Annotated in this window: 7 protein-coding genes, 5 tRNA genes and 1 pseudogene; 7 read left to right on the top strand and 6 right to left on the bottom strand. The window is 37.4% G+C overall.

The window, feature by feature from the left end; genetic code table 11:
* A partial coding sequence (locus LDK52_RS19580; RefSeq protein WP_277587591.1) for an IS3 family transposase occupies positions 1–112 on the top strand: 112 nt, incomplete at its 5' end.
* A 170-nt stretch (positions 113–282) separates the two neighbouring features.
* On the opposite strand, the gene LDK52_RS19575 is transcribed toward LDK52_RS19580, so the two are convergent.
* Positions 283–1,023 carry a LysM peptidoglycan-binding and 3D domain-containing protein gene (locus tag LDK52_RS19575; RefSeq protein ID WP_277587590.1) on the bottom strand — a complete coding sequence of 247 codons (741 nt, stop codon included), beginning with the start codon at positions 1,021–1,023 and terminating at the stop codon, positions 283–285.
* Between the two features lie 129 nt (positions 1,024–1,152).
* Positions 1,153–1,769, bottom strand: a pseudogene (locus tag LDK52_RS19570) (DUF2238 domain-containing protein).
* A gap of 327 nt (positions 1,770–2,096) precedes the next feature.
* Here LDK52_RS19570 and guaD point away from each other — a divergent pair.
* Positions 2,097–3,452, top strand: coding sequence for a guanine deaminase (guaD, locus tag LDK52_RS19565; RefSeq protein WP_277587589.1), 1,356 nt, complete (start codon positions 2,097–2,099; stop codon positions 3,450–3,452).
* Between the two features lie 87 nt (positions 3,453–3,539).
* Here guaD and LDK52_RS19560 read toward each other — a convergent pair whose 3' ends face one another.
* From LDK52_RS19560 to LDK52_RS19545, 4 genes are all read right to left on the bottom strand, one after another.
* Positions 3,540–4,196 (bottom strand): vWA domain-containing protein, encoded by a 657-nt coding sequence (locus LDK52_RS19560; RefSeq protein ID WP_277587588.1) that lies wholly within the window; start codon positions 4,194–4,196, stop codon positions 3,540–3,542.
* 84 nt (positions 4,197–4,280) lie between these two features.
* The gene (locus LDK52_RS19555; protein ID WP_277587587.1) at positions 4,281–5,270 is read right to left on the bottom strand and encodes a macro domain-containing protein; all 990 of its coding nucleotides are present in this window, start codon (positions 5,268–5,270) and stop codon (positions 4,281–4,283) included.
* A 137-nt stretch (positions 5,271–5,407) separates the two neighbouring features.
* Complete coding sequence (locus LDK52_RS19550) at positions 5,408–6,187, bottom strand: YqhG family protein (protein ID WP_277587586.1); 780 nt, start codon at positions 6,185–6,187, stop codon at positions 5,408–5,410.
* 26 nt (positions 6,188–6,213) lie between these two features.
* On the bottom strand, positions 6,214–7,752 hold the full coding sequence (locus tag LDK52_RS19545; RefSeq protein ID WP_407081842.1) for a DEAD/DEAH box helicase: 1,539 nt from the start codon (positions 7,750–7,752) through the stop codon (positions 6,214–6,216).
* 261 nt (positions 7,753–8,013) lie between these two features.
* Here LDK52_RS19545 and LDK52_RS19540 point away from each other — a divergent pair.
* The 5 genes from LDK52_RS19540 (at position 8,014) to LDK52_RS19520 (ending at position 8,737) form a co-directional block, all read left to right on the top strand.
* Positions 8,014–8,106, top strand: a tRNA-Ser gene (locus tag LDK52_RS19540).
* 178 nt (positions 8,107–8,284) lie between these two features.
* Positions 8,285–8,359 (top strand) — tRNA-Met (locus tag LDK52_RS19535).
* A gap of 3 nt (positions 8,360–8,362) precedes the next feature.
* Positions 8,363–8,438: transfer RNA gene (locus tag LDK52_RS19530), tRNA-Asp, on the top strand.
* A 146-nt stretch (positions 8,439–8,584) separates the two neighbouring features.
* Positions 8,585–8,660: transfer RNA gene (locus LDK52_RS19525), tRNA-Phe, on the top strand.
* 6 nt (positions 8,661–8,666) lie between these two features.
* A tRNA-Gly gene (locus tag LDK52_RS19520) sits at positions 8,667–8,737 on the top strand.
* The last annotated feature ends 175 nt before the right edge of the window (positions 8,738–8,912 follow it).

The following is an 8,912-nucleotide window of genomic DNA, read 5'->3' as shown; positions in this document are numbered from 1 at the left end:
TTTTAAACAAGAACTCCAAAATTATCTAGAGTATTATAATCATAAAAGATTGAAGTCTAAATTCAAAATGACTCCGGTAGAATACCGTACTGCTTTTGAGCAAACTGCTTAACAAAATAATCGTGTCTAACTTTTGGGGGTCACTACAGCAACGGAAATCAGTAGTATTAATCATTCTTAAAACTACTATTAAACCTTTGTTTATGCTGTATTTTTATATACTTTCTTTCAAAAAGAGACCCAGCGAATCTAACTTCGCTGGGTCTCTCTATTTGTTCCCGATTAATTTAATATTTTAACTGTGACTGTTTTGCGTCCCCAATTGAGTGCATCTTGTTTTGATGGGATGAAAACATCTATTTTATTTCCTTTTATAGCACCGCCAGTATCACCTGCAATTGCTTCTCCATAACCCTCTACCCATACTTTTGAACCTAGTGGAATTACACTAGGATCCACAGAAATAACTTTTTGGTTCGGGTTCTCTAACAGATTAATACCAGTTGCTGTGATTCCCGAACACCCCGCGCATGAGGCTGTATAAGCAGAAGCATCCATTGTTAACTCTTGCGTGACTGCAGCCGATTTAGTCACCGAAGCTGGAGCATTAGATGTAGTAGTGGTTGTTGTAGTAGCTGCACTTACCTTGGGCTGTATAACCTTTGATCCTTCCAACACTAATTTATCTCCAGGTATGATTAAATCATTAGTTAGCTGATTGTTCGCCATCAATTGTTCTACAGTCATATTATGCTTTTCTGCAATATTAAATAATGTATCTCCTGAAACTACAACATATGTTTGTAGAGCATCCTCCACTTTTAATTGTTGAGATGGATATATAACGGTTGAACTGAGATCGTTCCATTGCTGTAAGTTTTGTACACTAACATTCTCCGCTTGAGAAATAGACCAAAGTGTATCTCCTTTTTCTACCGTATGAACGCTTGAAGCAGATGCTTGCCCTGCCGCTCCTACTGATAGTGTTGCAATTGCGGTTAGTGCAATAATGTGTTTTTTCATAAAATGAATTTCCTCCTTTTCACTAACGAAATTCATCATACCACCAATAGATGACAGAACCATTGCAATCTCATTAGGATGAAATAACATTTAAGTGACAGGATTCGACATAATGCAACAATTGTAATATTACTTCTTCAGTAACTTATCATGCCATTTGGATAAGATAAGTAAGACGATAACACAACCAGTGAAGGCTAACGCCATATCCCATTGAGCATCCCACTGATCCCCTTGCATACCTAAAAATTCTTTAGAAACCTTGCCACCTTTCGCAATTTTCGTACTTAACCATTCAATAATTTCGTATAAAGCTGCAATGGATAAGACGATACTTGTCGTGATTCCAAACAGCCAAGCTCCTTTTGATAATGGGGTAAGACGTAATAATAACTCTCTTACTACAATCGCAGAGAAACCTTTAAAAAAATGCCCCATTCGGTCATAATTGTTTCGCTTTAAGTCAAATTCATCCTTGATCCAATTAAACAATGGAACCTCAGAATATGTATATAATGACCTCCTATAAATGTAAGAATGCATAAAAAGGCGACGATAAAGTATGAAAGCGTGGTAAATCGAAACTTTTTATAGGCTAAGGCAAGTATGATAATAATAACTACTCCTGGACTAACTTCGGCTAACCAATCTAAATAATCTAATGGATTGATTGCTGACCAAATTAAAACGAGGATAACGATAGCAAATAAGATAGTATGTATCCTAGAACTTTTTGGATATCCCAACAGACTCCCTCCCCTTCACCACTTAGATTGTCCAAAATAGCTAGTTATGATTCATAAAACGTTTCAGAGCCTAAAAACAACTAAGGAGGGTAGAAGGTAAACGTGCCATTTTAGTAGATCAAAAGAAAAAGGACTTACTTCAAATAGCGAAACCATATGTGAATGAACAAAACGGAATACTCACCATTTACAAGGAAGATGGTTTGATACAGGATACCTTATACGAATAAAGAATAGCACAGATACTTTTCTGTGCTATTTAATGTGAGTAATGGATTAATTTTTTTGGTACAATAAGCTTAATTAATCGAAAGAGAAGTGGATTTTATGAAAGAATATGCACATGTTTTTCTAGGTACAGCTTTTACTAGTCAATCTCCAAAAGAAGTACAAATATTAAAAGACCATCTCTTTTTTGTGAATGCAGATGGTATGATAGAAAAAATTATTGCACCCGAAGATACAGAATATCCAAATATAGTAAGGTTCTATCAAGGAAAAGAAAATTTTCATCAATTAGAAGATCATCAATATTTCTTGCCAGGATTTGTCGATTTGCATGTTCATGCTCCACAATGGGCACAGGCTGGAACTGCACTCGATATCCCACTAAATGATTGGTTAAATACATATACATTCCCAATTGAATCTAAGTTTTCCGATATAGACTTCGCTCAAAAGGTGTATCAGGATGTAGTTAGTACCCTCCTGGCAAACGGAACGACGACCGTTTTATATTTTGCTACCGTACATAAAGAGGCAAGTATTTTACTCGCACAAATATGCGCGGATAAGGGACAGCGTGGACTCGTTGGAAAAGTGGTCATGGATAATCCAGATTTAACACCAGAGTACTATAGAGACGAAAATACTCAGACTGCTCTAGCAGATACAGAAGAATTCATATTAGCCGTTAAAGCAATAGGTAAGAATGCTAAGCAAGGGGTATATCCGGTAGTTACGCCACGCTTTATACCAAGCTGTTCCGATGAGGCATTACAGGGTTTAGGAGATCTCGCCGCTAAACATAATACACATATTCAATCTCATTGTAGCGAAAGCGACTGGGAGCATGGGTATGTGCAAGAACGGTACAAGAAAAATGATGCATTCGCTTTACACGATTTCGGTCTGTTGAGTGATAAATCCGTGATGGCTCATTGTAATTTCCTAAGTGATGAGGATGCTGAGTTATTTGCTGAAACAGGAACTGCCATAGCTCATTGCCCTATTTCCAATGCCTACTTTGCTAATAGCGTTATCCCTATCGCACACTTCCATTCAAAAGGTGTAGAAATCGGATTAGGGACAGATATTTCAGGCGGTTTTTCCCCTAGTCTTTACGATAATGTAAAACAATCGGTAATTTCCTCTAGAATGCTAGAGGATGGAGTCAATACAAAACTACCAGCAGAGCAGCGCGGAGTTCCTGGTTCACGTATCACAGTTAACGAAGCATTTTACCTCGCTACTGCAGGTGGAGGGAAAAGTCTAAGCCTCCCTGTTGGTCGTTTAACTGAAAATTATAGTTGGGATGCACAAATTATAGACACAACAAACCTTCCACTATATGATTCTAACGAAGATTTACAAGACGTCTTTCAAAAAATAATATATCTTGTACGACCGGAAAACATCTTAGAAGTTTGGGTTCAAGGAGAAAAAGTCCACTCTCGTGATTAAAGAAAATTAATTAGTGTGCGCTCGCATATTATAAGAAAAACAACATACTAAAAACCGGCATCCTATAGTAGATGCCGACTTTTAGTATTATCTAGATGATTCCCCACGGCGATTATTATCCGCTTCTATTCCTTGTTTCCATGTACGATTTATTTTTTCACCTTTGCGATAAGAAGTCACCGCTTCACTGACTGCTTCATAATTTAAGCGTGTACCTTCTATATCCGCATGATATTCCACAGCAAAATCCTCGTCAATACCAAACTGTGCAGCAGTTGAAATTGCATCTATATTGGCACCAAGAAAGATAAATCCCCAGCCAAACTTTTCTTTTTGACGAGCAATGAGCAACTTGATTTTCTCGTAGTTGTACTCACTACTAGCATTCTCATGTCCATCTGTAGTGATGACGAACAATACTTTACTTGCTTGGTGTTCGGCACTTGTTCTTTTTTGAGAGTTTGCGATTTTTTGGATTGCCATTCCAATTGCATCTAATAACGCTGTAGTCCCGCTAACCTCGTATTCTTTGTCTGTCATTGGTGTAACACCCTGTACAGGAATACGATCATGGAGCAGCTCTGCATGATGATTAAACAGAACAGTCGTCACATTCGCTTCACCCTGTTCCTTTTTCTGCTTAGCAAGCATCGCATTAAATCCGCCTATTGTATCCGTTTCTAAGCCTGCCATCGAACCACTTTTATCCATTACAAAAACTAATTCCGTTAAATCCTTTTTCATCTTAATCATCCTCCATTTGTATGTTTCTCTACAAATTTAGAATAACTAATTTGACGACTCTATTGGTCGCTTGAAAAGCGACATTTACGCTCCCAATAACACTTGTTTAAAGGCAAACAAGGCTTCATTGATTTCATAAATATTATAGTTTTCTTCCTCTATAAAAAATTCAACGATCAGGTCGAACTTACTGCTATGAGATAACGTATAGCCCGCTTTCGATAAGAGATCCATTGTTTCATCTAAGTTCAGCTCTAATGCAATTGCAAATGCGACGACTGTTTTTTTCAGCGGCGTATAGTTAGGGCTATTTCGAATTTTAGAGAATAGACGACGATCTATATTTGCTTTTTTATATGTTTCTACATCTGACATTCCTTTTTCATCAATCAATCGAAATAATCTCTCTGAAAATGACTCTCCTAATTGTTTCATAACATCTTCCAAATTTCTTTTAGTCGACTTCATGCTCTCTGCTTCTAAAATAAGAGGTAATTCTAATGATTCCTGTAGCCGACCACGTTGAAAACGCTCTCCAATTTCCTCTACATAATATTCATCAATATATTCATGTATAGAAACAAATAATTTTGCACTTATTTTAAATGATTTCTTGTCAAAAACAACTAGATATACTTGCATTTCATTATCCATTAAAAACGAGCTAATTGCCGAAATCGCGACCTGGAGTGCCTCGCCCTTTGGATATCCATAAATACCAGTGGATATTAGTGGGAAAGCAATAGAATCATAATTATGGGAAGCTGCTAGGGTCAACGAATTCGTATAACATGCACTTAATAGCGCTTCCTCATTATGTTGTCCATCTTTCCATATAGGACCTACTGTATGAATGATTTTCTTTGCCTGTAACTGAAAACCATCTGTCATCACGGATTGCCCCGTGTCACAAAAGCCAATTTTGTAACAAGCACTCTGAAGTTCCTGAACACCAGCGGCTTGGAATATAGCACCACACACCCCTCCACCAACAAGAAGTGCCGTATTCGCTGCATTCACAATCACATCTACGTCCATTTTGGTAATGTCGTTTCGAATGATTTCTAATGGCATATATAACCTATTCCTCTCTTCGCTCAATTATGGGGAAGTATATTCTATTATCATACAACACCACTTACACCCTTTATAGAACAAAATAAAACGAAACCCACCTTAAGCATGGCTTAGGATGGGTTTAATAAAAATTTCTATTTTAAATAAAAGAGGCCACCATTTATAATTTCAATCTTTATTCTTGCTTCGTACTGTTGTTGTAATGCTTTTTTCTCCATCTCATAGCTTTCCGGTCTTTCTTCTACACCCTCATAGAAGAATTCTAATACCCGTATATCTCGCTCCCACCTTTTTTTTGCCTGATCAGCCCACGAATGATCATCCTGCTGAATGAGATTTTCAATTACTCCATCTAACCGCTCTAAACCACGAGCTGGTTTTATGATATAAGGCAATAAAAACGCATTTTTTGGAATTATAGGGGAAATATTCACCTCACTTAAAGAGGCATGAAAGTCCGTTATTATCTTACCATTCATCAAATTAAGTCCAAGGGAATGAAGCATTTCTTTTGTATGATTACTGTAATAAGAAACTTTATAATTCACCTCCAGCCACGGTGTTAGTATCGGACGGTTATTCTCCTCTACTACCTGCTCAAACATTTGAATAAAAGAACCCATTTCATACGTTACTTGGAAGAGTTGACTCAATCGAGGAGAACCAAAATGCACCAATTCTCCCTTAATATTTTCTTTCAGCTTTGTTTGGTCCGTTATTAATGTCAGCTGTGCCGGACTAGGTACTCCACCAGTGCTTTCTACGTACTGCCAATAATAAGGCCTATTCATAATTCGCTTATCCATATCAATCGTCAGCTGAACCGTAAGATAGTGATCCGTATCATTGACAAACCGACAATTATTTTCGGAGAAAAACGTTCGTAAGTAATGTTGAACCTGTTGCGGATACATTAAAATCCTCCTTTACATGTCCCTTTTTATATTGTTTGTTTAAAAGCGGACAATATATCATCTAAATCACCTACAACTTTTTCAAAAACATCAATTTTTTTATATAGTAGCTGCAATATATCTATTTCAATCGTGTTATCAATGGCCAAATTATAAATATGAACGTCATGTTCTTGCCCTAGTCGGTGCACACGTCCTATACGTTGTTCCAACTTCATCGGGTTCCAAGGCAAATCATAATTGATCACATGATGACAAAATTGAAGGTTAATCCCTTCCCCACCTGATTCTGTGGCTATCAACACTTGCGCATGCTCTTTGAATAAATGCTTCATATAATCCCGCTTGTTTTTATTGAACTTCCCATTAAAAAGCACACTCGTAATACCTTTTGTGTGTAAATACCACTGCAAGTATGCTTGACTTGCTTTATACTCAGTAAAAATGATTACTTTATCCTTAGCTTTAGCGATTATTTCGTATGCTTTCTCTGCTTTTGAGTTTATTTCTAATGCCATTAATTTTTGCATAACAATTTCTACAGAAGCATTTTCCTCGGGATTTATACAATTTTGCCTCATTTTATTTAACGTAAGGAATGTAGCCTCCTTGCTACTACACATTTCTTTTTGAAGTGTAATCATCGAAAAGGCCCCTGAAAAAACAGGCGAGATATTTTTTAGGTCTACTATCATTTCGTACACTTCTTTTTCCTCTTCTGTAAACTGGATAGGAATAATATTTACTTGGCGATTTGTCCACTCAATTCCTGTATCCTGTCTACGATTTCGAACCATTACCTGGTTTACTAACTCCTTCAAGTAGTCATCATGCTCCACATCATGTTTACTTGCAGAGAACGCGGATTGAAACGCCTCATAATTTCCAAGATGTCCGGGTTTTAGTAAAGAAATAAGATTAAATAATTCAAACACATCATTTTGAACAGGGGTAGCCGTTAACAGCAAGCAAAATTTCTTTTTTAGACTTTGAACAAATTCGTAGATTTTAGTTTTGTGGTTTTTAAGCTTGTGCGCTTCATCAATAATAATCATGTCATAATCCTGCGCGAAAATAAGTTCTCTATGTGGACTCTTTTTCGCAGTATCCATACTTAGAACGACAACGTCACAATGGTCTAATGGGGTATTTTTCTTATAAGGAACAGCCGGTATATAAAATTTATAATGCATCTCCTCCACCCATTGATTGATAAGTGAAGCGGGAGCTAAAATTAAAGCCTTCTTTACTAATCCACGAACCAGATATTCTTTCAATATCAATCCAGCTTCAATTGTTTTACCAAGTCCCACCTCATCAGCCAAAATTGCTTTTCCATTCATTCTTTCAATAACTGTTTCCGCAACTCTCAGTTGATGTTCGAGGGGTTTTAAATTGGTCAAATACTTAGGACATTGAAGACCTGTAAATTCAGTTATTAAATTATTTTTTGCAACATCATAGCTCATATTATAAAGTGTCCAATTATCCCACGGTTCAATACTTTCTAAGCGTTTAGTCAAGCCCTCTGCCCATTCCGATGACTTTTCTATAATCATTTCCATCACCTCATATTACTTTTCCTTAGGATGTCCCAAAAGTAGAAGTGTATGTTTACGTTTATGAAATAACGAGAAAGTAAATTATATTACCTTAGGTTAGCGGTAATTTCGGAATTAATAAGCCAAAAACCTAATAATATCCTCCTCTTTTAAAACTAATTTAAATTTTCTTCAAAAAAGCATTGCATTTCCGGACGATATTGTTATATAATATAAAAGTCGCAAATGATTCGGATGAAATCATCCAATCTATTTTTAAACTTTGGAGGAATACCCAAGTTCGGCTGAAGGGATCGGTCTTGAAAACCGACAGGCGGGTCAGACCGCGCGGGGGTTCGAATCCCTCTTCCTCCTCCATTTTTATTTTATTGTTAGTAGTTGTATTAGTATTATGGTGTTTGTTAGTATTTTATTGTCGCGTGTGGAGCAAGTCGCTTCACGAAGAAAGCGATTAACACCGATGCAGGTGCAACCAAAGCAGGTGTACTACATATTGCGAGCGTAGTATTATAATGATTGTTAGTATTTTTAACGTCGCGGGGTGGAGCAGTGGTAGCTCGTCGGGCTCATAACCCGAAGGTCGCAGGTTCAAATCCTGTCCCCGCAACCAAATGGTCCCGTGGTGTAGCGGTTAACATGCCTGCCTGTCACGCAGGAGATCGCCGGTTCGATCCCGGTCGGGACCGCCATTTTTTTTTTGCATTTTTATTTAAGTTTGTTGATAAGCAAGCAGGTCAAGGAAACTAACGAGTGAAAGAAGGAGCGTACTAAAGTACGTGACTGATTGAACGACTGAAGTTGACGAAGAGATGCGTAGCTTAGTGCAAACTGATGTGGCTCAGTAGCTCAGTCGGTAGAGCAAAGGACTGAAAATCCTTGTGTCGGCGGTTCGATTCCGTCCTGAGCCACCATATTATGCGGGTGTAGTTTAGTGGTAAAACCTCAGCCTTCCAAGCTGATGATGAGAGTTCGATTCTCTTCACCCGCTTTAATATAAGAAGACCTATTGATGCAAAGTGAACTGAACCCCGAATAGTAGACACTTTATAAAAAGTGTAGCTATTCAGGGTTTTTTCTTTTTCAAAACCCCGTTATACTAAAATTTACAAACTTTGAACGGGAGAAAACATTATGAGTAAAATACTTTTTAACGAACATCAACA

Origin of the sequence: Psychrobacillus antarcticus (assembly GCF_029533155.1) — a bacterium.
GTDB lineage: Bacteria > Bacillota > Bacilli > Bacillales_A > Planococcaceae > Psychrobacillus > Psychrobacillus antarcticus.
The sequence above is the reverse complement of the archived record's forward strand: the minus strand, read 5'-3'. Positions and strand labels throughout refer to the sequence as shown.